Consider the following 23,269-nt stretch of genomic DNA (forward strand, 5'->3'; position numbering starts at 1 on the left):
AAGACGCGGGACAAAGGGTCAATACGCTGCGGCTGATCGAGCGTCGGCTGCAAAGTACTGCTTCGGTTCTTTCCATACCAACTATCAACTGCCACTTGTGCGCGCCGATAACGGAATTGCGACATGACGCCTTAAGAGTACTCCTGACCGGGCACATCCCACTCGCGCTTAAACCGGCGCTTCCGTCAGTATTGCGACTGCAACCCCAGCAGAAATGCGGAAACCATGTCGGCTATCTCGGCTTCCCGTTCCTCGTCCACTTCTTTTCCGTTCAGCCATGTGATGCTTAGAAATACTAAAATCATCGAGCGGCGCGCGATTGCAATCTGACCCAGCGTTTTTCGCCCAAGCTTGCTCAGTCCGAGATGGCCGCCGATCAGTTCTGCTTCGATATCCAGACCGTGGACGATAATGGCTTCGTTTTCATCAAAAGCATCGCGGGTAGGATCATGTGCCTTCGCGAAGTCGTCCAATGAAAGGCTTACGATTCCCTTTCTGGCGGCCAAAAAGCGAGTCGTTCGCCTGTTGAGTTCCCGGATTGCGGCTTCTCCGCCCAGTTCCTCGGGCAGCTTTAACAACTGGTGTTCCTCGGTGAGAGATTCACCAATAAGCGCCGTTAATATGGCGCCCAAACCTTTGAAGTGCTTGTATATGGACGCAGGCTCGATCCCGACAAGCCGGGCAATTTCCCTTATTTTCAAACCAGATGCGCCTCTCTCACCGGCCAGCTTTTCGGCTGCGGCAAGAATGGCATCGCGCGTCGCGAACCCCTCGTATTCCTGAGCAATGTCTTTTGGCCGTCCCACCATGGCTTGGCGTCTTCTCCTGAATTTTGAGCACTCCTATTGACTTCTTTGCTAACGTTGTTAGCTAAGGCAAACAACGTTAGCTTTGAGGAGCCGATATGAGACTATCAACCTCGCTTACCGCTGCTGCGCTGATCGCACTGGCGACAACCACAAATGCGCAGACCAGTCCGATGACTGAGATCGCGGACGGTGTTTATCACTACTTCTCCATGGGTTACTCCAGCATGGTTGTCATTGGAGAGAATAGTATTCTCGTGACTGACCCATCCTTCACGCGGCGGGCTGAGGAGTTGAAGTCGGAGATAGCAAAGATCACCGACAAGCCTGTTACGCATATCGCCCTGAGCCACGAGCATTTTGACCACATTGGTGGAACCGAAGTGTTCGAAGGAGCCGAGATCATCATGCAGGAGAACGGCCTCGATATCCTGAAACTGTCGCCGTTGATGCCCATGCCAATGATCACGACGTCGTTTGACAACATCCATACCGTGGATCTTGGCGGTCAAACCATCGAGTTGCATCACCTCGCTGTAGCAGATGGTGTTGCGACTACGGTTGCACGTGTCGCTGACAGCAATGTCGTGTTTTCTGTGGACATGTACATGCCACAAGAATTTTCCCCACATGAGTTCAAGGAAGACACCAATTTCGTGGGGTCAAGCGTTGTATTGAACACCCTGGTGGATTGGGATCCGACTTACGCAATCAACGGGCATTCAAACGGTAACAGTGTCGAGGCTCTCAGAGAAAACGCCGCGTTTCTGAATGAGCTGCAAGCGAAGGTAGAGGCGCGTTTTCAGGAAGCCTTTGCAAGCGGCAACCCGTCAGCCCCCGTTGAGTTTCTCTTTACGATCCCTGACGAAATCGAAATGGCCGAATATTCCACTTGGAAAAACTACGACACAGCGTTCCCCGGCTACGTCCGCCGAATGGCCCTGTCTGTTTTTCACGGCGGTTGAACGGAATTGCTCTGCTCAGGACCGCAACGGAAATCAATCTGTAAAACATAAAAAGGAAACCCGAGATGTCCCTAGGAAAAGAATCCTATCTGCTGTTCAGCTTCACAGAACAAGGAGATATGAAGAATTTTGGCGAATATGCAAAAGCTGCCAATGATGTTCTGGAGACGTCCGAAGGCGAACTCCTCGTTATAGGTGCGCGAGAATCTTCCATATCCAAGTTTGAAGGAGACTGGCCAGAGGGCGCAGGTCTTACCCTGATACGGTTTCCATCTCGCGAAAACCTCGAAGCTTTCTGGAAGAGCGACGAGTACCAATCCATTATTGATCTTCGGACGGCGATACTGCCGGCCAATTTCACCATCGGATTCTCGCACGGGTGGCGGGGTGAAGTTGCCTCATGACAGTCGCAGAAGAATCTTGATGGAAGAAAGCAACATGTTCAATTCAATCGCTAAAATCGCTGCCTTGACTGGTATTCTCGTCAGCACAATCGCTCTATCTGCCAACGCTGAAACGGTAAGAACCTCATATAGAATCGCGTTGGAAGAGGCCGAATTCTTCCAGCCCGAAGGTGCTCCGTTTGAGCTTGCTGTCCTGTGGGGTGATCCCCAAAATGGCCCGTCAGCGGTTTTCATGAAATTCCCGCCAAACTTCCCCGGAACAATGCATTCGCACACCCACGGATACCACGGCCTCGTTGTAACCGGTGCTTCCAAGCACTTCGTTAAAGGCGAAAGTGAAGCCGAGGTGCCGCTGCAAGCGGCCGGAGACTATTGGTATCAACCAGGCGGAGAGCATCACAATGACTCGTTTCCCACCGACGAACCAACAATTCTGTTGATTCAATGGGAAGGTCCAATGGACGTGCACTTTCACCCGAATGAATAGAACCAAGATTCAAATGGCGGGATACATGCCCCTCCATATTTGTTGCTCACCTCTGTTCGGACATTGGTACGCAGTACAGCATCGATCTAAATGAGCTCTGAGCAGGCATCGGTGCGTTCAGTGCCCTGAATGCAGGGCGTACTCCAGCTTCTATAGCTCAGCGCTCAGGTACGCCTGCAAGCCATCAACAGCAATCTCGATCAGGTCCAGCGTTCCATCGAAATCGCGGGTGTAATACGGATCGGGCACGTGATCGGCGCCGGAATGTGGCGCGAAATCGGTTAGCAGGCGGACAGGAGTATCGCTGCCATCGGGGCGCAGGTCCTCGATATTGGCGATATTGTCCGCATCCATACCGATGATCAGATCGAAGCGGTGGAAATCCTCGGCCACGAACTGGCGCGCGCGCAGGTCGCTGAGGTTAATATCCCGGGCGCCGGCGGCTTTTTGCATTGGGCTATAGGGCGGATCACCAATGTGCCAACCCGAGGTTCCGGCGCTGTCGATTTGGTGATGGGGCGCCCGGGCGCGAAAAACGCCCTCGGCTGCCGGAGAGCGGCAGATATTGCCCAGGCAGACGAAAAGGATACGGTGTGTCATGGGAATGGGTGTAGCGCGTGAGGCGGCCATGGAAAAGATCGTCATTCTGACTGGAGCCGGAATTTCCGCCGAAAGCGGGCTGGGCACGTTCCGCGACAAAGGCGGTCTGTGGGCGCAGCACCGGATCGAGGATGTCGCAACGCCCGAAGGCTTCGCCCGCAATCCGGCACTGGTGCACGGGTTTTACAATGCCCGCCGGGTGCAGGCCGCCAAGGCACAGCCTAATGCCGCACATCGGGCGCTTGCCCAGCTGCAGAAGCGATGGCCCGGTGAAGTGGTCATCGTCACGCAGAATGTCGACAGCCTGCATGAGGCAGGCGGGGCTGCACGGGTGCTCCATATGCATGGCACGCTGGCCGGTGCCATATGTGGAGTTTGCGGGCACCGCTGGACCTCGCCTTCCGAGATGGAGGTACACGAGCCTTGCCCAGCCTGCTTTCAACCGACGGCCCGACCCGATGTGGTGTGGTTTGGTGAGATGCCCTATTTTATGGATGAAATTTACGATCACCTGGCTGAAGCAGCACTGTTTGCCTCAATCGGCACTTCGGGTCAGGTTTATCCGGCGGCGGGTTTTGCGCAAGAGGCACGGGCCGGAGGTGCGCGAACGATAGAATTGAACCTTGAACCTTCCGCTGGGGCGTCCGTCTTTGATGAGACACACCTCGGGCCCGCCACCGAGGTGATCCCGCGTTGGGTCAATGAAATGTTGGTACGGGGCCGCACGCGATAGGGGCAGACAGAGCAGCGCTTTCGCGTCTATGGTGCTGAAAACAATAAAGCTGAGTGAGTTCATGACAGATCTACCACCCAAAGACGGAGAAATCCTTGACGATAGCAGCATCAACGCGCGTGACACACTAAGCGAGAATCTGGCCAACCTGTGGTGGACCTTCTTGCTGCGCGGAATTCTGGCCGGTCTGATCGGGATTGCGGCGCTGTTCTGGCCCACCAGCAGTATCTCAGTATTGCTGCGGCTGGTGGGGGCGTTGCTTATTTTGGATGGTGCGCTCACTTGGCTTGGGTTTGGGCGACGTGGGCTGATTGGAGGCTTTGGCATCGGGGCTGCTCTGATCGGGTTGATACTATTGATCTGGCCGCAGGGAGTGGCGTGGCTGGCATTTACGCTGATGGGGGCGATGGCGTTATTCGTGGCCATAGGCTCCTTCATGGCCCTGCCTCAGATGCACCCACAGGATCCCGAGCGTGCAACGGTGCGAAATTCAGGTATCTTTGCCCTCATCATCGGGCTGGTGCTTATCTTCTGGCCCGGCAGCGGAATGGTGGCTTTGGGTTGGGCAATTGCTTTCTTTGCATTGACCTCGGCCATCGTAATGTTCTTTCTAGCCGCACGGTTCAAAAATGCGGGTGATCGGTTGGGAATGAAAACTGTCAACCGCTAGCAATGCAGGCCGGGCATTGTCCGGCCTGATGCCTTGATGATGGCTGATGAAACGTCGGATTAGTTCGAATGCGTGTGGTCGTGTGAACCGTGCCCGCCCTGATCCTTCCGCTCCAAATCTACGGGGATTTCTACATCAACCTCTCCGGCCTGTTCAAAAATCAGCGTCACCGGCACAGAAGATCCCTGTTCAAATGGCGCATTGAGTCCCATGAACATGACATGGTCACCGCCACGTTTCAGCAGGTGGGCTTCACCTGCCGGTATGGAAAATCCTTCCTCGACATGGATCATCTGGGCAACGCCGTTTTCATCAACCTTGTGGGTGTGAAGCTCGACACGACCTGCCACATCCGATTTGACGCCGATCAAGCGGTCATCGGTATCGCTGTGGTTTTCGATTACCATGAAGGCGGCACCGGCCTTGGCCGATTTACCTGAGGACCGCGCGTAGGCATCGTCAACAACGATAGCATCGGCAGCCATGGCGCCTGAGGTGAACGAAAGCGCAGCCAAAGTTGCGAGCAAAGTGGATTTGAGGGTCATTGCGACTCTCCTTACGTAAATGTCTGATTTTGTTAGATGTCTAATTCAGACAGAGATCGGAGGAGCGCGGGCAGGATGCCGTGGCAAGGGGGCCGAAATCAAATCCGCCGAGCGTAGTGGTGGAGCGGGCAACGCCCTAGACGGAGCCAAAGGCAGGGCAGCGCGCGCGTCGTGCACAGCGCCCAGCAGGCTAAGCGCATAGTCCGGACAGTAATGCGGCGCACGTGTCGGTTGACCTTCGTCATCCATATACACAACCACAGGCCCGGTTCCGGTGCACAGAACCATCTGTCCCACCGCACGATCAATACCGCGCGATGCAGCAAGGCCCTGCCCCGTGACAATTACGAGCAGGGACAGCGCATAAGGCAGTATCTGGCGGAAAATGTCTTTCATCCTAGCCCGAGATATACGCCTGAGTTTCTATCCGCTTCAAGCGAGAAGGCCGGGCTGAGACAGAATGGCCCGGTTCAGGATTTGGGTGGTTTTGCCGGGTCGGCGTTCATACTCGTATGTAGACGATTCACCCGACGTTGCATCCGCGTGCATCGAACCACTGCCGCCGCAAGTGAAGCTGGCAAAAAAGACAATAAATTTGTTACTCGAAACTGCATGATGACCCCCCAGAATCAACAATATGCATAAACATATATTGATCTCATCAAGGCTTCTGTGAACAAAGTCACGGAAAGGCTCGCTTTGTTGGCTTTTTGAAAACAAAAGACAGGTCCACTGCAATCATCACCGACAAAAAAGCCCCGCATCCAAGGATGCAGGGCTGAATATTTGTGTGTCGGTAAGACTTACGCCGAAGCTTGCGCTTTGGCGATTTCCTTCTTCACTTTCAAGGCGTTCGCCGACAGTTCGTCATCCTTGGCTTTCGCCAGAAATGCATCCAGACCACCGCGGTGGTCTACCGAACGCAGGGCTGCTGCCGAGATGCGCAGCTTGACGCCACGACCCAGGGTTTCGGACTGCAGGGTAACGTCGTTCAGGTTGGGCAGAAAACGACGACGAGTTCTGTTTTTGGCGTGGCTGACATTGTTGCCAGTCATCGGGCCTTTTCCGGTCAGTTCGCAACGGCGCGACATGGTTTCTTCCTTTGTTTCTGGAGGCCGGGTACAAGACCCGCGGCCAAATCACAAGGGGCGCAACCCGAAGTCGCGCCCGAAAACTGGTTGGATGCGTTTAGTGGGAATCGCGCGAAGGGTCAAGACGGCTGCGGCGAAATCTTTGCCCCCTTGTTGAATTCCTTGGAAGTTCAGATCGGAGGCATCCGCAACAGCGGCTTTTTATTCTTCAAATGCCGTGTGATCAACTGCGCTTGCAGCCGCCCTCGCGGGATCAGGCGGGCCGGATCAGCCCGGTAATCAAGTTCGGCCAGCTCGGGAAATATCTCGAATATCTCGCGGCGCGATGCAGCGCTGAGCGCCTTCAGCGCTTCGGGGCCGGTATAGAGGCTTTCGGTCGGCGCGTTCTCGGCAAAGATCACCTGATGGCGGTCAAACAGCAGGTGAAAATACTCAACGCTTTTTACGCTTTCATCGACGTAGATATCCGGCATCGCAGTGAGTTTGATGGCCGGAATCAAAACCTCGTTCGTGCCGAACATACGTTGGGCGATCTTTGAGTGCACCAGCATCCGGTGCTGGCGCGAGACCAGCAGATCACGATGCGGCAACCCCTCGCCCAATGCGCCTTCAAGGATACGAACGGGCCAAAGTCTGGGGTTCGCCTCAAGCTGGGGGCGGTCAAATTCGCGCCGTCCGATCCAGCGGATCGGGTGCAGGCCCTGCCCCAGCGTGGGGATCAGGTCACCGGTGCGCAGCGACTGGATCGGTGTTTGGCCGTGCTGCGTCGTGATCAATGTATCGCGCGTGAAACAGGGCATGCCTGATCCGTTCTCAAACGCCGAATAGGTGACAGTTATTCCGGATGGCAGGGTGAATGTGCCGCTTGAGATTGAGTATCCAACCCCATCTTCAACCGTAATCACCCCGAAGGTATCGTCCGTGATAACCGTGCCCTCAGGCAGGTTCAGCGTATCGGTTCCGCTGCCGCCTCGAATGTCGCCTGTCACCGTGGTGCTGATGAAATTCAGCGTGTCATTGCCGCCGCCGAGCCGGATATTGCCCACGGTTGACCCGCTGACATCAACCGTGTCCGCATCGGACCCGCTGGCGATGCGCCCGCCAACCGTGCTGTTGGTGACTGTGATCGTGTCGATACCTGCGTTGCCCAGGACATTGTTGGCAATGGTACTGTCGGTGATGGTGATATCGTCATTGCCGCCGCGGCCCCGGATATTATCAATCGGGGCCCCCTGCGGCGTGCCATTCAACGTACCGTTGTCATTTGTGACATCGATATCGTCATCGCCGTTGGTGCCATTGATATTGGGCATTCTGACGTGTCCCGTTCCTCGGAGCATCCAGGCACGATCCGAGCTGATCAAGCCCTTTCTCAACCCGGTTCAAACGCAGCAACTCACACTCAAACACAGCAATATATGCAACGATAATACACTATTAGCGGTCAGCGCACCAGCCGCGCACGCATCAATCCGCCAGAGTGTTACGCTTCGGACAGCCCGGCGAGGATTTGTTCGGCCGCCGCCGATGGGCTGAGGCGGCCCGCGCTAACCTGCGTGCCCAAGTCGCTCATGCGGTCGCGCATCTGTGGCGTTTCGAGTCGCGCCAGCAAGGCGTGGCGCACCTCTTGTTTGAACCAGTATTGCGCCTGTGTGGCGCGGTTCGACGCCCAATGCCCGGCGTCGCGCCGCCATGTGGTCAGGGTCTGCATCTCGTCCCAGGCCTGTTCCAACCCTTGCTCTTCAACCGCTGAAACGGTCATGGCCTTGGGAAAGCCTTCGGGGTCTTGCGGGCGTTTGCGCAGCAGACGCAGCGCGCCCGCGTAATCAGCGCAGGTGCGGGTGGCAGTCGCTTTCAGGTCGCCATCAGCCTTGTTGATCAGAATCATGTCGGCCATTTCCATGATGCCGCGCTTGACGCCCTGCAACTCATCACCGCCCGCCGGGGCCAGCAGCAGCAGGAACAGGTCAGACATCTCGGCCACCACGGTTTCCGATTGGCCCACACCCACAGTTTCAATCAACACGACGTCAAATCCCGCCGCCTCGCAGAGCGCAATCGCTTCACGCGTGCGGCGCGCCACGCCGCCAAGGTGGCTCTGGCTGGGGGACGGGCGGATAAAGGCGTTTTTCTCGCGGCTCAGCCGCTCCATGCGGGTCTTGTCGCCTAGAATCGAGCCGCCCGAACGGGCCGAACTGGGGTCAACTGCCAGAACCGCAACACGTAGCCCCTGCCCCGTCAGCATCATTCCGAAGCTTTCGATAAAGGTCGATTTGCCGACACCTGGCGTGCCGGACAGGCCAATTCGCAGCGCCTGCCGCCCGACACCAGCCAACCGATCGAGCAAGGCCGTAGCTTGCGTTCGGTGGTCATCACGCCCGCTTTCGACCAGCGTGATCGCTCTGGCCAGTGCCCTGCGCTCTCCGTTCAAGATCCTGTCGCCAAGCTCGGCAATGTTCATCGGTCAGTCCCCGGCTGGAATTTGCCATAGATGAGAGGGGATGACCCGGTTTGTCCAGCCCCAACTCGGGCCCGGATCGGCGATGCTGGACCTTGGTCGAGGCTTTGGCGATAAGGCGATATGACCCGGTTGCCCATTGATGACGCCATTCCCGACCTTCTGAACGCCTTGCAAATGCATGGGCGCGCGGTACTGCAAGCGCCTCCGGGTGCGGGTAAAACGACCCGCGTGCCGCTTGAGATGCTGCATGCAGGCCTTGGCAATGGTCGAATCGTGATGCTTGAGCCGCGTCGACTGGCCGCGCGGGCCGCTGCAGAGCGCATGGCTGAGACTCTGGGTGAACCTGTGGGTCAGACCGTCGGCTACCGCGTACGCGGTGATACGAAGGTTTCAAATTCCACACAGATCGAAGTGGTGACCGAGGGCATTTTGACCCGCATGCTGCAATCCGAACCGGATTTACCAGGCGTGGGGGCAGTAATTTTCGATGAATTCCACGAGCGTTCGCTGAACGCCGATCTGGGGCTGGCCTTATGCCTTGAGGTGGCAGGAGCGCTTCGGGACGATCTTATCCTGCTTGCAATGTCTGCGACACTGGATGCCGAACCGGTGGGGCGGCTGATGGATGCGCCGCTCATCACTTCCGAGGGGCGCAGCTATCCGGTTGAAACCCGTTGGCTTGACCGACCTCTGGGTGCGCAGGCTCGACGTTTGGATGCGCTTGTTGATCTGGTTGTTCAGGCCGAGCGGGAAACTACAGGTGGAATGCTGGTTTTTCTGCCCGGCGAAGGGGAAATCAGGCGCGCCGAGGCTGCTTTGAGACGCCGCCTGCCCCACGACTGCACGGTACACCCTCTTTTTGGTGCCCTGCCATTTGCCGCCCAACGCGCAGCAATTGCGCCAGTGACGACAGGCCGCAAGGTCGTGCTGGCGACATCGATTGCTGAGACCTCGTTGACCATACCCGATATCCGCGTGGTGGTGGATATGGGCCAAGCGCGCCGCGCACGGTTCGATCCGGGTTCTGGCATGTCGCGGCTGGTGACCGAACGGGTAACGCGGGCCGAGGCCACTCAACGTGCGGGCCGTGCAGGCCGGGTAGCCGAAGGTGTGTGCTACCGGCTGTGGTCCAAGGGCGAAGAAGGCGCGATGCTCGCATACCCACCCGCTGAAATCGAAGCCGCCGACTTGACCGGAATGGCGCTGGAGCTCGCGCTCTGGGGCGCGGAGCCGGGTGATCTTGCGTTCCTGACTTCGCCACCTGAGGGCGCATTGACCGAGGCACGATCCTTGCTAACCATGCTCGACGCCTTGGACAGCAAGGGCCGGATTACGGAACACGGACGCGCGTTGGCTGCGTTGCCGCTGCATCCACGTCTCGCGCATATGTTGGTGCGTGCGGGCCGCGAGGCCGCGCCCTTAGCGGCGCTGATGGCAGATCGAGATCCACTGCGTGGCGCGCCGGTTGATCTGTCGTTGCGGCTCGAGGCGTTGCGGGATATCCGCAAGTTTCGGCAAAATCGCGTTTGGCAAGTCAACGAGGGCGCGCTGGACCGGATCAATACCGAGGGAAAACGATTGCGTGCGCAAGCGCAGGGCTCTGGCGATCTGAGCCCTGCGGCGACGGCAGCCCTGGCCTATCCGGACCGCATCGCGCAACGGCGCAGGGGTGATACCCCCCGCTATGTCCTCTCGGGCGGTAAGGGCGTGGTACTGGAGGCTGACGACACCTTGGCAACAGCTCCTTATCTGATAGTCACCGACACAGACGGCAACACGCGCGAGGCCCGCGTACGCATGGCCGCGCAGATTTCCGAGGGCGAAATCCGCGATTTATTCGGCGATCAGATTGAATGGGTCGATAGTTGCGAATGGTCCAAGCGCGAACGCCGTGTCGTGGCCCGACAGCAGGAACGCTTCGGGGCGATCACCCTGGATAACCGCATTTGGAAAGACGTACCCGAGGACGCTGTGGCTCAGGCAATGCTGGTCGGGGTGCGTGATCTGGGAATACGGCTTCAGGGGGCCTCGGCAAGGTTGGCAGCGCGGGTCGAGTTGGTTCGAGCTGAAGGTGTTGACCTACCCGATTGTTCGGAAGGGGGTCTTATGGACGCGCTGGAGGACTGGCTGCTGCCTACGCTCTCGGGCGTACGCAGCGCCGAAGACTGGAAGCGTTTTGACCTGTTACCAGCACTGCGCGCCCGGCTGGATTGGGCACAGACGCAAGAGCTGGACCGCCGCGCGCCAGGGTCGTTTGTAACTCCGCTGGGACGCAAGCTGCCAATCGACTATGGCGGTGCGGTGCCCGAGATTTCGGTGCGATTGCAAGAGGTGTTCGGTGTGACCCAACACCCGGTGATCGGTGGTGAACCCTTAAAGATCACACTACTGTCACCGGCGCAGAGACCGATCCAGATCACCCGCGATCTACCGGGGTTTTGGGCGGGCTCTTATGCCGATGTGCGGAAGGATATGCGGGCGCAATATCCCAAACATCCCTGGCCTGAAGATCCAACTCGGGCTGACCCAACTCTGCGTGCGAAACGCCGAAAGACCTGAGGTTGAAGTCGAAATTCATGTGAAATTTAAAAATCTATCCTGAATTCGCCCCATAAAACGGCAAAAAACACACAAAATGAACTGCAATTCGGCCAAAACTGCTCAGCAAGGTAGGAACGTATTGTTTAATCTGCGGTACATAATTATGTAATCTTTTCTGACAACATTGAGGGACGCCCATTTAAACGTCCAAAAAGGTCGAGCATGACGAAATGGATACGCAACATCTGGGAAGAGGTCGCGCGACCGTTATTCCAGCGCCCGAACCGGGTGCAGGTTGCGGCGCTATGCACGCGGGGCACAGAGACCGGCGATGATGTATTACTGATCACCAGCCGCGGAACCGGACGTTGGATTATTCCCAAAGGCTGGCCCATTGATGGCCTTAACGGCCCCGAGACTGCGTTGCAGGAAGCATGGGAGGAAGCTGGCGTTCAAGCGACGGATGTTCCAAAGGAACCGATCGGCCAATACTCTTATGACAAGACATTGAACGACGGCACGGCGCAGCATGTGGTCACCAGCGTATATCGTGTTCAGGTGACGAATCTGGCCGACGACTATCCTGAGGCCAATCAGCGCGAACGCTGCTGGGTTTCGCCCAAAGTGGCGGCTGGACGGGTGCAGGAGCCTGAATTGCGCGATCTGCTGCTGCAAATGTAACAATTACGTATATTTCTCATGACAAAGGTTGCCGCTTTCGACGGAACAGGGTAGCGGCGGGCGTCAAATCGAACGGCCTGTGAAAACCGATGTCTGATCTACCACCCAAAGCTCGCTGGCACGCGCTCGACAGCGACCTCCACCGCATTTCTCGTCTTGAGTATGCCAATGCACATGTGGCGCGCCCGCTGCTGGCGCCCGGTATCGCGCTCGTCTTTATCGCTCTGGCAGGTTTGGCCGCCGCAGTTATGTTTGGTCGCGCCGATGGCGGATTAATCGTTGTCGCCGCTGCAGCCTTCGGGGCCTATATGGCGATCAACATCGGGGCCAACGACGTCGCCAACAACATGGGACCGGCGGTTGGTGCAAATGCACTGACAATGGGGGGCGCGATTCTGATCGCCGCAATTGCCGAAAGTGCTGGCGCACTGCTCGCGGGTGGAGACGTGGTTTCGACCATCTCCAAAGGGATCATCGATCCAATGTCGGTGCAAAACAGTGATGTCTTCATTTGGGCGATGATGGCTGCACTGATATCTTCCGCGTTGTGGGTAAACCTAGCCACCTGGGTGGGCGCGCCTGTTTCAACCACGCATTCGGTCGTAGGGGGCGTTATGGGCGCCGGCATCGCTGCTGCCGGGCTTGGTGCCGTAAGCTGGGGCACGATGAGCGCAATTGCCGCGAGCTGGGTTATCTCACCCGTGTTGGGTGGCGTGATCGCTGCGGGATTTCTGGCGCTGATCAAACACAAGATTCAATACCAGGACGATAAAATCGCAGCTGCACGTCGCTGGGTTCCCATTCTGGTCGCCGTGATGGCCGGGGCTTTTGCCACCTACCTTTCGGTCAAGGGCCTGAAACGCATCGTCAAAATCGATATTGAGTTCGCCCTGCTGATCGGGCTAGCCTCGGGCGGATTGATCTGGGCCGCGACCGTGCCTTGGGTGCGACGGAAATCCGAAGGCCTTGAGAACAGAACCCGGTCGTTGAAAACGCTGTTTGGTTTGCCATTGGTGATCTCCGCAGGGTTTTTGAGCTTCGCCCATGGCGCAAACGATGTGGCCAATGCGGTGGGCCCGCTTGCCGCGATCGTCCATGCCGCCGAATTCGGAGATTTTGCATCGAAAGTGTCAATCCCGACATGGGTCATGGTAATCGGAGCCTTTGGCATATCTTTCGGTTTGTTCCTGTTTGGGCCCAAGCTGATCCGCATGGTAGGCAGCCAGATCACCAAACTGAACCCGATGCGCGCGTTCTGTGTTGCGCTTTCAGCAGCGATTACAGTTATCCTAGCCAGTTGGCTGGGCTTACCCGTCAGCTCAACCCATATCGCAGTTGGGGCCGTGTTTGGCGTGGGATTCTATCGGGAATGGCATGCAGAACGGCGCTGGAAATATTCGAACCTGCAACGACCCGCTGAGCTGCGTCTTGCACGGGAAGAGCGTCGGCGGCGTAAGTTGGTACGGCGATCCCATTTTATGACGATCGTAGCTGCGTGGGTAATTACGGTTCCTGCAGCCGCAGCCCTGTCGGCAGTTATCTTCTGGCTACTGACCGCATTTGGTTGATCGGGGGTATTACCTGATCGACCGCAAGTGGCCCGCGCGGTGCTTGATGAATAAGGTCGCAGATGTGGCTGTTGATCGGGGTTGGAATCGCGTGAATTTGCCCGAGCTTGATGATTTCGCCTTGCAGATTGTCGATTTCGGTCGGGCGACCCTCCATCAGATCGTAGGCCATCGAGGTACGCGCGTTAGGGTCGATGGTAAGCATTTTTGCTGCAATCCGCGAAAAGATTGGTGTTGGCAACCGCAGTAGATGCGGGGTCGTCCATGCTGGCAGTGGCGTAGTTGAGGCGACTTCGATTCCCGCGGCTTTCAATACGCGCAAAGCCTCGGCCATTTGATCGGCCATCAAGCAACGCCAGCTTCGATCAAGCAGTTGGTTTTGCAGGGTCAGACCTGATAACGCGTTCAGTGCATTGTTGAGATTGATCACCAATTTGCCCCATTGCACCGCCTCGATCCGGTCGCTTTCGGTGACGGGCAAATCCGGGGCGCTGAGATGTCGGGCGAGATTACCCGGACCTTGTTCGATGACGATATCGCCGGAAGTGGCGCGATGGTAGGACGCGATATCGGTTGGCACCACATTGAAGGGCACCATTCCGGCCCGCACGTCGCGGCCGTCAAGCATTGTGCGTAGTGTGCGGGTGTTTTCCAGACCGTTTTGCCAGGACAGAACCGGGGCATTCGCCGGCGCGTGCGCTGCAATCAACGCTGCCATCTCGGCTGTTGCGCCAGATTTAACCGTGACGATGACCAATTCAGCGCCCACTAGACAGGCGGGATCTTCGCTGAGCATCAATTTCGCGGTGGGCACATGGCAGTCCAGATCTGCGAAATCGGTGACGGTCAGTCCCTGATCGCGGATCGGCTGCAGCACGCGGGCGCGGCCCAGCAGCGTGACTGCGTGGCCCGCATCTGCCAACAATGCACCGCAATAACAGCCTATGCTGCCTGCGCCCGCGATGACGATCCTCATTGAACTCCTCCGCTGTGGCTCAATGATCACCGGGATGGTTCAGTGGCACCAGAGTGACGTCAAGTCATACACGCGCCAACCGTGGCCGGGTACGTTCAAGCTCGTCTGGGATGGTAATGAACTCCTGATCGTCTCCGGGCGGAAGATGGAACGCACCGTTGGCCCAGTCGGCGGTGTTCCATTCGCGCGTTGCGGTTTCGATCTTTTCCTTTGAGGACGAGACGAAATTCCACCAGATGTAGCGATCCTCGCTCAGGGTTGCGCCGCCCAGCAGCATCAATCGCGCGCCCAAAGGCCCCGCCCTGACCGAGAGCTTGTCACCGGGCCTAAACACCATCATACGCCCTTCGTCAAAGGTATCACCGGCTACCTCGACCGAGCCTTGCGTGACATAAACACCCCGATCCTCGTGATCGTCGGGCAATGGGAAAGATGCGCCGGGGTCCAGTTGCACGTCGACATAGAAAGTCTCGGACAACATGGTCACCGGGCTGGTTTCACCATAGGCGGTGCCAAGGATCAGGCGGGCGCTGACACCCTTGTCTTCGATATGGGGCAGCGCGCCCTGCTTGTGATGCTCGAAGTCAGGGGCCATGTCCTCATGGGCTTCTGGCAGCGCGAGCCAGGTCTGGATGCCGAACAGGTTGTGACGATTGCCGCGCGTTTCTGCGCTCGTGCGTTCGGAATGAGTTACACCACGGCCCGCGACCATCCAGTTGACCTCACCGGGGTGAATCATCTGATGGGTGCCGAGGCTGTCGCGATGTTCGAACTCTCCCTGATACAGATAGGTTACGGTGCCCAGCCCGATATGAGGATGCGGGCGAACATCAATGCCACCCTCGGTGATGAATTCGGCAGGACCCATCTGGTCAAAGAAGATGAATGGGCCAACGAGCTGACGCTTGACCGAGGGCAGCGCGCGGCGCACCTCGAACCCGCCGAGATCTCGGGCACGTGGGATGATCAAGGTTTCGAGAGCATCTTTTTCGGAGGCGCATTCGGGGTTATGGGTGGGGTTCCAACTCATTCCTGATCTCCGTTTTTTCGGTCCCATAAGACGCGTTCATGTTTGCCAATGCTGAATGTATTGGAAAAATATCGCAAGAAAAGTGCATTTTCGCACAATGATCGTGAAGTCCTTGGAACGACTTGCGGTTACTCACCAAGGCGTGGAACGGAGCACCTGAAGCTCACCTTCGCCGACTCTCGGAATCATAAACAATCGTGCTATCCTTAGACATCGGGTGTCGCCGGATCAGGGAAGCCGGTCAAAGATGAGGTTCAGCCGACAGGAGTGGATGCAATGACTCGACTCGAAATCAATCGCCGTAAGTTAATTGCTACAGGGGTTGGCACAATTGTAGCCGGTTTGACCGGCGTGATCACACCTGCGCACGCCTCTGGTCTTGCGCCGACACCGTCGATGCGGGGCGGGTCGAACAATTATCGACCCGGCGCCCCGATCGTGGAGCGAATCGGCGGTGGCGGGTTTTGGATGACCGGCACCGTACGACGTGCGGGTGACGGAGCCCCCCTGCCCGGTCAACGCATCCAGATCTGGGCCCATACAACCGAAGGGCATGAACGCGATCAGCGCAGCCATGGGGCGACACTCACCGATGCGAAAGGAGTGTTCCGGTTGGAAATGCCTCAGATTGTGCCCGCCTTTGGTCAACCACACGGGCATTTGGCCTATGACAGCGGTGAATTTGAGACGGTATTCCTGCGCCCAGTGATGTCGAGCGCGAAGGACAAGACCCTTGCCGCACATTTTGTATTGCAGCCTGTCTGACGGGTGTTAAGGCAAGCTGCGATCTGGGCGGCATTGGTTGCCACACTTCTTATACCGGTGATAGCAGCGGCTTTCAGCCCGTATCTGGCGTGGCGTGAGCCGATTTACATCCTCGCCGGTTTTGCGGGCATCATCGGGATGTGCCTTCTTCTGCTGCAACCCTTGTTGGCCGGGCGTTGGTTGCCCGGGCTTTCTCCGGTTAACAGTCGCCATTGGCACAGGCAGTGTGGCTTGGCCCTTGTCGTAAGCATTGTGATCCATGTGATCGGCTTGTGGATCACAAGCCCGCCTGACGTCGTGGACGCATTGCTTTTTGTGTCTGCAACACCTTTTTCGGCATGGGGAGTCATCGCCATGTGGGCGGGTTTTGCGGCCGCGGCAATGGGGATTTTTCGGCAACGCCTAAGCTTGCGGTTTCGGGTCTGGCGCCTGGGCCATGCAGGGTTGGCCATAGTGACCATTCTGGGTAGCGTCATTCACGCACTGCTGATTGAGGGCACGATGGAGGCCATGACCAAATTCGCATTGTGCGTTCTGGTGGTTCTGGCGAGCCTCGCAACGCTTGTCAGATTGCGGGTTTGGGATGTGAAACAGCGCGCCTAGACGCCGCATGCGCGTGCCGGGGTTGCATCAGGCTGATAGGCGCTTGGCATATGTGGTGCGGTTCATTTCGACATCTTGCACGGTGATGCTGCCGACCGTGGGCGCAGCCTCGGCCAGAACATTCATGATGATAGCATTCAACTCGGCTCGCGTCGCCTCATCCCGGCCCTGCATCAGCAAAAGCATGGCATGGATGAAGGTCTGCGGTTCGGTTCCAATATGAGAAAACGGAACCGGGGTGGCGCGGATTTTGAGCGTTGGCGGGTCAAACTCTTCATGCCCGGCGAGAACCGAGTAAAGCTGCTCGCAGACGGCTTGAAAATCATGAGACTGCTCAAGACCAGCAGAGAATTCAAGGGTGACGTGCGGCATTGGAAGCTCCGTGATTTGAGAGAGCCATGTGGCTCTCTCGGTACTTTCTGTGAATCTCAGACGCCCAGGCACCAGCGCATGACCGCCTTTTGCGCATGCAGACGGTTCTCGGCCTCATCGAAGATCACCGAGTTCGGGCCATCCATGACTTCTGAGGTGGCCTCCTCCTCGCGGTGGGCGGGCAGACAGTGCATAAACAGCGCGTCGGGTTTGGCATGCGCCATCAGCTCGGCGTTGACCTGATAGGGGCGTAGCATGTTGTGGCGGCGCTCCTTGGCGGACTGGCTGTCGTGCATCGACACCCAGGTATCGGCGACCACCAGATCGGCGCCCTCAACCGCTTTGTGCGGGTCCCGTTCGATCACGATCTTCGAGCCCTGCTGGCGGGCGAGCCCCATGAACTCTTCTTCCGGGTCTAGCTGGGCTGGGCCGGTGAAGGTGAAATCGAACCCGAATTGACCGGCAGCATGCAGGAAAGAGGCGCAGACATTGTTGCCATCACCGGTCCAGACGACCTTTTTGCCTTTGATCGGACCGCGATGTTCCTCGAACGTCAGTACGTCAGCCATGATCTGGCAGGGATGGGTGCGATCGGTCAGGCCGTTGATGACGGGCACGTCCGAATATTCCGCCATCTCGGTCAGGATGGTTTCATCGAAGGTCCGGATCATGATCATGTCAACATAGCGTGACAGTACGCGGGCGGTATCGGCAATGGTCTCCCCGTGACCCAGTTGCATGTCCTTGCCCGACAGCACCATGGTCTGCCCGCCCATCTGGCGCACGCCCACATCAAAGGATACGCGGGTGCGGGTTGAGGGCTTTTCGAAGATCAGAGCCACCATGCGATCCTTCAGCGGCTGCTCATCATCCGGCGCGGCTTTGGGACGGCCAAGGCGGGCCTGTTTCATGGCACCAGCCTGATCGATCATGCCCCGCAAGGCGGTTGCGTCGGTTTTGTGGATATCAAGGAAGTGGTTCATTTTATTTCACTTTTCAATCAGGCACATTCAGGCCGAAGCCATTGCGTTTTCAACTTGCACCGCAGCCTTGTCGAGGCGGATCATGGCCTGGGCGATATCATCCTCAGTCAGGGTTAGCGGAGGCAGCAAGCGGATCACATTGTCGGCAGCAGGAACGGTGATGACTTCGTTGTCATAGCCTGCGTTGACAACATCGATATTGGTCGGCTTACATTTCAAACCGAGCATCAGACCGGAACCGCGCACCTCTTCGAACACCTCGGGGTGATCGGCGATCAGGCCTTCGAGTTTCTGGCGCAACAGGCCTGCCTTGCGGTTGACACCTTCGAGGAAAGCGGGTGTCGCGACCTGATCGATTACTGCGCAGCCGACGGCGCAACCGAGAGGATTGCCCCCGTAGGTCGAGCCGTGGGTGCCTGCGGTCATACCGCTGGCAGCCTCTTCTGTAGCGAGAACAGCACCCAGAGGGAAGCCACCGCCGATACCCTTGGCGACCATCATGATATCCGGTGTGATACCGGCCCATTCATGGGCAAACAGCTTTCCGGTGCGGCCCACGCCACACTGCACCTCGTCGAGGATCAGCAGCAGGTCGTTTTCGTCGCAAATATGGCGCAGGGCTTTGAGTTCGGCGTCGGGGACTGGGCGAATGCCGCCTTCGCCCTGAACCGGCTCGATCATTATCGCGGCAGTATTCTCGTTGATCGCATTGGTGATCCCATCGAGATCTCCGAATGCCAGGTGCACGAAGCCGGGCAGTAGCGGGCCAAAGCCTTTGGTCATCTTCTCGGACCCTGCGGCAGCGATACCTGCCGAGGAACGGCCATGGAATGAGCCATCGAAGGTGATGATCTCGACCCGGTCGGGCTGACCTTTGTCATAGAAATACTTGCGGGCCATTTTCACCGCCAGTTCGCAGGCTTCCGTGCCCGAATTGGTGAAGAACACCGTGTCGGCAAAGGTATGTTCGACCAGCTTGTCCGCCAACGCCTGCTGCTGCGGGATGTTGTAGAGGTTCGAGACATGCCACAGCGCATGCGCCTGCTCGGTCAGCGCGGCCACCAGTGCCGGATGCGTATGGCCCAGCGCGTTCACCGCGATGCCCGCGCCAAGGTCCAGAAAACGTCGGCCATCCGCCTCGGTCAGCCAGGCGCCTTCGCCCTTCACGAAAGTCAGGGGCGCACGATTATAGGTCGGCAGAACGGACGGGATCATCGGATCATCCTTTTCGAATAGCTTGAGCCCTGTGAGTGATACACTGGGGCCATGGTCGTCAACTGATTTGGTGGGGATTGCGCGGATTTAGTCAGCGCAAACAGATCAAACGGGCCGGTTACGCGGTCAGGCGTCGGCGTCGGGGTCGCAGGATATGTGCGTTTTTGATCATGGCGGGTCGTATAGCGGCGTGCGTTTAGTCTGAAAACCCCGTTTTTGCGAATGAGGCAAAAAATCATTCTGAGACCGGGATTTGTTGCTTGCCATTTGTCCTGCGCTAACGCACGGGTGGGCTATGACTCCGATACGCCAGAACCCTGCCCTTGCAGCCCTGTTGATTCTTGTGGCCAGCGCCATTCTGGCAGGCACCACATTACTAGCCAAGGCGCTGGGCACAGATGTTCTTGGACCTGCGCTGAATCCAATGCAGATCAGCCACGGGCGGTTTCTGTTTGCCTTTCTCGTAATCGTCACGACCGTTGGAATCCTGCGCCCGCGCCTCGGGCGTGTCCATTGGGGCCTGCATGTCGGGCGGACAAGTTTTGGTTGGCTTGGGATTACGTTGATGTTCGCCTCGGTTGCGTTCATCCCGATTGCGGATGCGACGGCAATATCCTTCCTGAACCCGGTCTTTGCGATGGTGCTGGCGATCCCGCTGCTGAAAGAAGGCGTCGGCCCGTGGCGCTGGATGGCAGCCATTGTAGCGCTGATCGGTGCACTGGTGCTGTTGCGCCCAACACCCGCGAGTTTTCAACCCGCCGCCTTGCTAGCCCTAACCGCGGCAGCAGTGATTGGGATGGAGCTGATTTTCATCAAGAAACTCTCTGGCCGCGAAATTCCAATTCAGATCTTGCTGATCAACAACGCGATGGGGCTGACCATTGCAACGGTCGCGGTCAGCTTTGTGTTTCAGGTGCCGACCCCGCAGCAATGGGCGGCCTTGGCGGCGATCGGCGTGCTGATGGCTTGTGCACAGGCCTGTTTCGTCAACGGAATGGCGCGGGCGGATGCGTCCTTTGTGGCGCCGATCAGCTATGCCACGCTGATATTCGCCGCGTTTTATGATTTCGTCGTGTTTCAGGTTGTCCCGGACAGCGTCAGCATGATCGGATCGACCATCATCCTAACTGGTGGCCTAATCCTAGTCTGGCGTGAGGCGCGACAGCGTCAGGCCTTGAGCCGATAGCCGGTACGCAACATTTGCCAGGTCAGCGCGCCAACCAGCACGGTCGCGCTCGTGCAAATCAACATCCCCAGCCAAGGCGAACTGTCAGAGACACCAATCATGCCATATCGCAACCCGTCGATCAGGTAGAAGACCGGGTTCACATGGCTGAGCCCGTTCAGCACCGGCGGCAGGGCCTCGACCGAATAGAAAGTGCCCGACAGGAAGGCCAGTGGCGTGACGATAAAGTTAGTAATCGCAGCCATCTGGTCGAACTTATTGGCAAATATGCCGGCAAAAAGGCCCAGAGCGCCCATGAAGGCCCCGCCCAGAACCACGAAGGTCAGTGCGATTAACGGGTTTTTCGGCACGATACCCAGAACCAGCGCCAGTGCAGTCGCAACGACAAGGGCGATCAGGACACCGCGAACGATGCCGCCAGCCAGATAACCCAGCAGGATTTCCAGCGGCGATAGCGGCGGCATCAGCGTGTCCACGATATTGCCCTGCACCTTGGCGATCACCATCGAGGACGAAGTATTGGCAAAGGCGTTCTGGATCACCGTCATCATCATGATGCCGGGAGCCAGAAAGGTCAGGAACGGCACCCCCATCACGTCCGACCGGCTGGGGCCGATGGCAATGTTGAAGATCAGCAGGAACAAGCCCGCCGTCACCAGCGGGGCCAGCAGGGTTTGTGTCCACACCGCCAAAAATCGCAGGGTTTCGCGCTGCGCCAGTGTATAGAGGCCCATCCAGTTCACCGCTCCAAAGCGGCGCGCATCCTGATCCATGAGATTCTGCATGTCTGCCCCATACCTGATTCGAAGACCGCTTGTAACTCGGGCCGCAGTGTTTAGAATAGGGGGCTGAGACGAATTCCCAAGGCGGCCCGAATCCGGGGCCGCTTTCCGCTTTTGAAAGGCAAATGATGTCCTGGACTGACGAGCGCGTAGAACTGCTGAAAAAGATGTGGGGCGAGGGCCAGTCGGCCAGCCAGATCGCCAAGGAACTGGGCGGCGTGACCCGCAATGCGGTGATTGGTAAGGTTCACCGTCTGGGCCTGTCGAACCGTGCCACCGGTGCCAGCCCGGCCAAGGCCGAGCCCAAGGAAAAACCGGCCCCCACACCCAAGGCCGAAGCCAAGCCAAAACCGGCGCCCAAAACAGAACCGGCCCGACCGGCGCCTGCTCCGGAGGCGAAACCGGCTATCCCTGCCCGCCGTCAAATCATTCCGGCCGGTCAGCCGCTGCCGCCGCAACCGTCGGCCAATGAAATCAGCCCCGAGGCGCTGGCCAAGGTCAACGAGGTTGAGAAGAAAGCCAAGAAGCTGACCTTGATGGAGCTGACCGAGAAAACCTGTAAATGGCCCGTCGGCGACCCCGCGACCGAAGATTTCTGGTTCTGCGGCCTTCCGGTTGAGGCGGGCAAGCCTTATTGCGAGGCGCATGTGGGCGTGGCGTTCCAGCCGATGAGTTCGCGCCGGGATCGTCGGCGGTAATTGGGAACACCAGAACCTAAATCATTACTATAGAACGTGAAAAGGGCGCAGGCGTTTCGCCACGCCTCTTACCGGAAGCGCTGCATAGTCGGGGACGACACAAGGCTTAACGAGCTCTTACAAAGAAAACACCCTCGCTGAAAACTGCGAGGGTGTTTTAGACTGGAGCGTCGGCTGTGCGGACTTTGCTACCGAAGGACAAAGTCAACTGAAGGTCCACTTTCCTTCGGCTCGTGATCTCATTAGAACGTTCCGCCGAGGCATAACATTTGTGGGGAAACAAATTGCGGAAGATCTTAGTAACAGGCTCCTCGGGCCGGATCGGTCAGGCATTTTTTACCGCTTATCGGGAGCACTACCAGTTTGTGCTGACTGATATGAAGGAACCCACGAAACCTGTTTCGGGTCCGCATCGCTTTGTACAATCTGATCTTTCTGATGCAAATACAGCAGAAGGTTTGTGCCAAGGCGTGGATGCCGTCGTGCATCTCGCAGGCATACCTGACCCAAACGCAGAGTTTGACGATGTGCTGCCCGCCAACATATTGGCGACAACTTATTTGATTGAAGCAGCTCGTAAAGCAAACGTCAGTCGCTTCGTCTTCGCCAGCAGCGCGCAAACAATAGAAGGATACCCTGTAGACCGGCAAATCGTGCCGGGGATGGCGGTTGCTCCGGCTAATCTCTACGGTGTCTCCAAGTGTTATGGAGAAGCATTGTGTTCACTCTATGCTATGCGACACGGCATGTCCTGCGTGTCATTACGAATTGGAGCGTTCGAGCCTGCTGACGGCCCGCCGCTTGAAACCAAGCGCGATCTCAGCGCGTGGCTTAGTCATCGTGATGCAACTCACCTGATTGATCGAGCCATTCAAGCTGAGATCAACGGGAGTTTCATTGCACATGGCATCTCCAACAATCGATTTAAGCGACTTGATTTGACTGAAACCTGCAAGGTTCTGGGATACGCGCCGCAGGACGATGCGTTCTCAACCTTCCCGATACCCTCCGCCTAAAGCCGATACCCGTCGGCGGCGCGGAAACGGTCGAAAAGGGCTCGAACTTGACATTGAATTGTCGGTGATCTTGGAGCCGCTGGCACACGAT

Annotated in this window: 26 protein-coding genes; 13 read left to right on the forward strand and 13 right to left on the reverse strand. The window is 57.6% G+C overall.

What is annotated here, in order from left to right:
• Window positions 1-185: 185 nt before the first annotated feature.
• Window positions 186-809 carry a TetR/AcrR family transcriptional regulator gene (locus ACRZ91_RS13515; RefSeq protein WP_480906178.1) on the reverse strand — a complete coding sequence of 208 codons (624 nt, stop codon included), beginning with the start codon at window positions 807-809 and terminating at the stop codon, window positions 186-188.
• Window positions 810-904: 95 nt separating this feature from the next.
• Here ACRZ91_RS13515 and ACRZ91_RS13520 point away from each other — a divergent pair, with 95 nt between their 5' ends.
• The 3 genes from ACRZ91_RS13520 to ACRZ91_RS13530 all read left to right on the forward strand — a co-directional run bounded on the left by ACRZ91_RS13520 (window position 905) and on the right by ACRZ91_RS13530 (window position 2,662).
• Window positions 905-1,771 (forward strand): MBL fold metallo-hydrolase, encoded by an 867-nt coding sequence (locus ACRZ91_RS13520; RefSeq protein ID WP_480906181.1) that lies wholly within the window; start codon window positions 905-907, stop codon window positions 1,769-1,771.
• Between the two features lie 65 nt (window positions 1,772-1,836).
• Window positions 1,837-2,175, forward strand: coding sequence for a DUF1330 domain-containing protein (locus ACRZ91_RS13525; RefSeq protein ID WP_480906184.1), 339 nt, complete (start codon window positions 1,837-1,839; stop codon window positions 2,173-2,175).
• 19 nt (window positions 2,176-2,194) lie between these two features.
• Complete coding sequence (locus ACRZ91_RS13530; protein WP_480906187.1) at window positions 2,195-2,662, forward strand: DUF4437 domain-containing protein; 468 nt, start codon at window positions 2,195-2,197, stop codon at window positions 2,660-2,662.
• Between the two features lie 150 nt (window positions 2,663-2,812).
• Here ACRZ91_RS13530 and ACRZ91_RS13535 read toward each other — a convergent pair whose 3' ends face one another.
• Window positions 2,813-3,262: a low molecular weight protein-tyrosine-phosphatase gene (locus tag ACRZ91_RS13535; protein WP_170772821.1), complete on the reverse strand. Its 450-nt coding sequence runs from the start codon at window positions 3,260-3,262 to the stop codon at window positions 2,813-2,815.
• A 28-nt stretch (window positions 3,263-3,290) separates the two neighbouring features.
• On the opposite strand from ACRZ91_RS13535, the gene ACRZ91_RS13540 reads away from it, so the two are divergent.
• Both ACRZ91_RS13540 and ACRZ91_RS13545 read left to right on the forward strand, forming a co-directional pair.
• The gene (locus ACRZ91_RS13540) at window positions 3,291-3,995 is read left to right on the forward strand and encodes an NAD-dependent deacylase (protein ID WP_480906189.1); all 705 of its coding nucleotides are present in this window, start codon (window positions 3,291-3,293) and stop codon (window positions 3,993-3,995) included.
• A gap of 61 nt (window positions 3,996-4,056) precedes the next feature.
• A complete protein-coding gene (locus ACRZ91_RS13545; protein WP_480906192.1) occupies window positions 4,057-4,665 on the forward strand; it encodes an HdeD family acid-resistance protein in 609 nt (202 codons plus the stop codon).
• Between the two features lie 59 nt (window positions 4,666-4,724).
• Here the strand turns inward: ACRZ91_RS13545 and ACRZ91_RS13550 are convergent, their stop codons facing one another.
• From ACRZ91_RS13550 to meaB, 5 genes are all read right to left on the reverse strand, one after another.
• Entirely contained in the window at window positions 4,725-5,210 is a 486-nt protein-coding gene (locus tag ACRZ91_RS13550) for a copper chaperone PCu(A)C (protein ID WP_480906195.1), read from the reverse strand.
• A gap of 45 nt (window positions 5,211-5,255) precedes the next feature.
• Window positions 5,256-5,606, reverse strand: a complete 351-nt coding sequence (locus ACRZ91_RS13555) for a hypothetical protein (protein WP_170779438.1) — start codon at window positions 5,604-5,606, stop codon at window positions 5,256-5,258.
• 407 nt (window positions 5,607-6,013) lie between these two features.
• Window positions 6,014-6,301, reverse strand: a complete 288-nt coding sequence (gene rpmB, locus ACRZ91_RS13560) for a 50S ribosomal protein L28 (RefSeq protein ID WP_008756960.1) — start codon at window positions 6,299-6,301, stop codon at window positions 6,014-6,016.
• 170 nt (window positions 6,302-6,471) lie between these two features.
• A complete protein-coding gene (locus tag ACRZ91_RS13565) occupies window positions 6,472-7,614 on the reverse strand; it encodes a Hint domain-containing protein (RefSeq protein WP_480906198.1) in 1,143 nt (380 codons plus the stop codon).
• A gap of 170 nt (window positions 7,615-7,784) precedes the next feature.
• Window positions 7,785-8,762, reverse strand: a complete 978-nt coding sequence (meaB, locus tag ACRZ91_RS13570; protein WP_480906201.1) for a methylmalonyl Co-A mutase-associated GTPase MeaB — start codon at window positions 8,760-8,762, stop codon at window positions 7,785-7,787.
• A 120-nt stretch (window positions 8,763-8,882) separates the two neighbouring features.
• On the opposite strand from meaB, the gene hrpB reads away from it, so the two are divergent.
• The 3 genes from hrpB (at window position 8,883) to ACRZ91_RS13585 (ending at window position 13,552) form a co-directional block, all read left to right on the forward strand.
• Window positions 8,883-11,321, forward strand: a complete 2,439-nt coding sequence (hrpB, locus tag ACRZ91_RS13575) for an ATP-dependent helicase HrpB (RefSeq protein WP_480906204.1) — start codon at window positions 8,883-8,885, stop codon at window positions 11,319-11,321.
• 204 nt (window positions 11,322-11,525) lie between these two features.
• On the forward strand, window positions 11,526-11,984 hold the full coding sequence (locus ACRZ91_RS13580) for an NUDIX hydrolase (protein ID WP_170541471.1): 459 nt from the start codon (window positions 11,526-11,528) through the stop codon (window positions 11,982-11,984).
• 89 nt (window positions 11,985-12,073) lie between these two features.
• A complete protein-coding gene (locus tag ACRZ91_RS13585; RefSeq protein WP_480906207.1) occupies window positions 12,074-13,552 on the forward strand; it encodes an inorganic phosphate transporter in 1,479 nt (492 codons plus the stop codon).
• Here ACRZ91_RS13585 and ACRZ91_RS13590 read toward each other — a convergent pair.
• Entirely contained in the window at window positions 13,521-14,528 is a 1,008-nt protein-coding gene (locus tag ACRZ91_RS13590; protein ID WP_480906210.1) for a 2-dehydropantoate 2-reductase, read from the reverse strand. The genes ACRZ91_RS13585 and ACRZ91_RS13590 overlap by 32 nt on opposite strands.
• A gap of 64 nt (window positions 14,529-14,592) precedes the next feature.
• Window positions 14,593-15,558, reverse strand: coding sequence for a pirin family protein (locus tag ACRZ91_RS13595; RefSeq protein WP_480906213.1), 966 nt, complete (start codon window positions 15,556-15,558; stop codon window positions 14,593-14,595).
• Window positions 15,559-15,834: 276 nt separating this feature from the next.
• Between ACRZ91_RS13595 and ACRZ91_RS13600 the strand changes: the two genes are divergently transcribed.
• Both ACRZ91_RS13600 and ACRZ91_RS13605 read left to right on the forward strand, forming a co-directional pair.
• Window positions 15,835-16,323 carry a peptidase associated/transthyretin-like domain-containing protein gene (locus ACRZ91_RS13600; RefSeq protein WP_170772681.1) on the forward strand — a complete coding sequence of 163 codons (489 nt, stop codon included), beginning with the start codon at window positions 15,835-15,837 and terminating at the stop codon, window positions 16,321-16,323.
• A 33-nt stretch (window positions 16,324-16,356) separates the two neighbouring features.
• Window positions 16,357-16,926 carry a ferric reductase-like transmembrane domain-containing protein gene (locus tag ACRZ91_RS13605; RefSeq protein ID WP_480906216.1) on the forward strand — a complete coding sequence of 190 codons (570 nt, stop codon included), beginning with the start codon at window positions 16,357-16,359 and terminating at the stop codon, window positions 16,924-16,926.
• Between the two features lie 27 nt (window positions 16,927-16,953).
• Here the strand turns inward: ACRZ91_RS13605 and ACRZ91_RS13610 are convergent, their stop codons facing one another.
• From ACRZ91_RS13610 to ACRZ91_RS13620, 3 genes are read right to left on the reverse strand one after another with little or no spacing between them, the layout of a single operon-like run.
• Window positions 16,954-17,298: a 5-carboxymethyl-2-hydroxymuconate Delta-isomerase gene (locus tag ACRZ91_RS13610; RefSeq protein WP_480906217.1), complete on the reverse strand. Its 345-nt coding sequence runs from the start codon at window positions 17,296-17,298 to the stop codon at window positions 16,954-16,956.
• Between the two features lie 56 nt (window positions 17,299-17,354).
• Entirely contained in the window at window positions 17,355-18,281 is a 927-nt protein-coding gene (gene argF, locus ACRZ91_RS13615; RefSeq protein WP_480906219.1) for an ornithine carbamoyltransferase, read from the reverse strand.
• Between the two features lie 27 nt (window positions 18,282-18,308).
• Window positions 18,309-19,496 carry an acetylornithine transaminase gene (locus ACRZ91_RS13620; protein WP_480906222.1) on the reverse strand — a complete coding sequence of 396 codons (1,188 nt, stop codon included), beginning with the start codon at window positions 19,494-19,496 and terminating at the stop codon, window positions 18,309-18,311.
• Between the two features lie 295 nt (window positions 19,497-19,791).
• Here ACRZ91_RS13620 and ACRZ91_RS13625 point away from each other — a divergent pair, with 295 nt between their 5' ends.
• The gene (locus ACRZ91_RS13625) at window positions 19,792-20,682 is read left to right on the forward strand and encodes a DMT family transporter (protein ID WP_480906225.1); all 891 of its coding nucleotides are present in this window, start codon (window positions 19,792-19,794) and stop codon (window positions 20,680-20,682) included.
• Here the strand turns inward: ACRZ91_RS13625 and ACRZ91_RS13630 are convergent.
• Window positions 20,664-21,467, reverse strand: coding sequence for an ABC transporter permease (locus ACRZ91_RS13630; protein WP_480906228.1), 804 nt, complete (start codon window positions 21,465-21,467; stop codon window positions 20,664-20,666). The two genes, ACRZ91_RS13625 and ACRZ91_RS13630, sit on opposite strands and share 19 nt — an antisense overlap.
• Window positions 21,468-21,592: 125 nt before the next feature.
• Here ACRZ91_RS13630 and ACRZ91_RS13635 point away from each other — a divergent pair, with 125 nt between their 5' ends.
• On the forward strand, window positions 21,593-22,162 hold the full coding sequence (locus ACRZ91_RS13635; RefSeq protein ID WP_480906348.1) for a GcrA family cell cycle regulator: 570 nt from the start codon (window positions 21,593-21,595) through the stop codon (window positions 22,160-22,162).
• A gap of 284 nt (window positions 22,163-22,446) precedes the next feature.
• Entirely contained in the window at window positions 22,447-23,178 is a 732-nt protein-coding gene (locus ACRZ91_RS13640) for an NAD-dependent epimerase/dehydratase family protein (RefSeq protein ID WP_480906231.1), read from the forward strand.
• Window positions 23,179-23,269: the final 91 nt, after the last annotated feature.

The organism is Ruegeria sp. O11 (assembly GCF_056535285.1).